2 protein-coding genes and 1 pseudogene are annotated in these 1837 nt (G+C 64.1%); all 3 read right to left on the reverse strand.

Annotation, left to right across the window (positions count from 1 at the left end):
- Window positions 1-678 (reverse strand): ABC transporter permease (locus EN984_RS33180; RefSeq protein WP_164765860.1); only part of this gene is annotated, 678 nt, incomplete at its 3' end.
- Window positions 675-1622, reverse strand: a complete 948-nt coding sequence (locus EN984_RS33185) for an ABC transporter permease (RefSeq protein ID WP_127269831.1) — start codon at window positions 1620-1622, stop codon at window positions 675-677. The genes EN984_RS33180 and EN984_RS33185, both read right to left, overlap by 4 nt.
- A 13-nt stretch (window positions 1623-1635) precedes the next feature.
- Window positions 1636-1837 (reverse strand): annotated as a pseudogene (locus EN984_RS33190) (ABC transporter substrate-binding protein); the annotation flags it as partial.

The raw sequence follows: 1837 nt of genomic DNA on the forward strand, positions 1-1837 counted from the left end.
ATAGGAAAGCCCGGCCTCGGCTAGGATGCCCAGCGCGAACTGGATGGTGCCTTGCACCAGGAGCAGCGTGGCGATGTTGGGCAGCACATGTTCGATTGTGATCTGCGTGCTGCTCTTGCCGGCGGCGCGCGCGGCCAGAATGAACTCGCGCGGCCAGATCGCCAGCGCGCCGGCCCGGGCGACACGGGCAAAGACCGGGATGTTGAAGATGCCGATGGCGATGATGGCGTTGATCGCGCCTGGCCCGAAGATGGCGGTGATCATGATCGCCGACAGCAAAGCCGGGAAGGCGAAGACGAGGTCGTTCAGCCGCATCAGTGCCTCGTCGACGAGGCCGCCGCGTGCCGCCGCAAAGGCGCCGAGCGGCACGCCGACCCCCATGCCGATGCCGACCGCGACCAGCGCCACGGCAATCGAATTGCGGGCCCCGACCATGACCATCGACAGAATGTCGCGGCCGAAATGGTCGGTGCCGAACCAGTGCGCCAGCGAGGGTGCCTGCGTCTTGTCCGATATCACCAGTTTGGTGACGTCGTAGGGCGTCCAGCCATAAGAGACTACAGCCATTGCCAGGATCAGCAGCGTGATGACGAAACCGGCCACGAAGGCGGTATTCCTGAACGCCTTGCCCAGGATGTTGCCAAACGTCTCTTCTGACATCTCGATTTGCAGTGTCATTGCCGGCTTCTCAAGCGCGGATCGACAACCGCATAGGAAAGGTCGACGAGGAGGTTGACGGCGATGACGGCGGCGACCAGCAGCATGACGACGCTTTCGACGACGATCAGATCGCGCTGGGTGATGGCCTGGAACACCAGCCTGCCGAGGCCGGGCAGGTAAAAGACATTCTCAATGATGATGGTGCCGGCAAGCAGGAAGGCAAACTGCAGGCCCAGAATGGTCAGCACCGGGATCATGGCGTTGCGCAGTGCATGCCGCCACAAGACTGCGCGATAGGGCAGGCCCTTGGCGCGGGCGGTGCGGATATAGTCCTCGTTCAGCACCTCGATCAGCGCCGAGCGGGTGACGCGCGCCAGGATCGCGGCTTGCGGCAAGGCAAGTGCGACCGCCGGCAGCAGCAGCGATTTCAAGGCTGGCCAGATGCCAGCACTCCAGCCGGGAAACCCACCGGCGGGGACCAGCCGCAGCCAGACGGCGAAGACATAGATCAGCATCAGCGCGAACCAGAAATTGGGCACGGCAACGCCAAGCTGTGCGGCGCCCATGGAAATCGTGTCACCGGCGCGTCCACGCCGGCTGGCGGAAAACAGGCCAACGGGAATCGCGATGATGGTGGAGAGCGCAAGCGCAATCAGCGCCAGCGGCAGCGAGACGGCAAGCCGCTCGCGCACCAGATCGATGACCGGCACCGAATAGGTGTAGGAGCGGCCGAAATCGAGACTGAGCAGGCCGCCGGCCCATTGCAGGTAGCGCAAGGCCAGCGGCGCGTTGAGGCCCATCTGGTTGCGCAGCAGCTCGACCTGATCGGCACTGGCGTTCAGGCCCAGCATCAGCCGCGCCGGATCGCCGGGCAGGATCTCCAGGACGGCGAACACCACCATGGAAGCCAGCACCAGCGTGGCGAGCGCGACGGCGAAGCGTTTTAGGAGGTAGGCGGTCATGGAAGGTGGGGGATCACTCGCTCCACTTCACCTTGGTCAAATCATTGGCCTGGATCGGGGCGTTTTCCCACAGGCCTTGCAGCTTGGCGTCCCAGACGCCGACCTTGGGCAGTTCGTAGAGGAAGCCGACCACGGCATCGTCCGCCAGGATCTTCTGTGCCTGCCCCAGCAATTCCTTGCGCTTGGCTTCGTCGGAGGTGACGCCGAGATCGGCA

This window comes from Mesorhizobium sp. M7A.F.Ca.CA.004.12.1.1, from assembly GCF_003997835.1.
In the GTDB taxonomy this organism is placed as follows: Bacteria; Pseudomonadota; Alphaproteobacteria; order Rhizobiales; family Rhizobiaceae; genus Mesorhizobium.

Bases quoted from the DNA above. Each gene is read 5' to 3' on its own strand.
- EN984_RS33185 (WP_127269831.1), bottom strand. From the start codon at position 1,622: ATGACCGCCTACCTCCTAAAACGCTTCGCCGTCGCGCTCGCCACGCTG.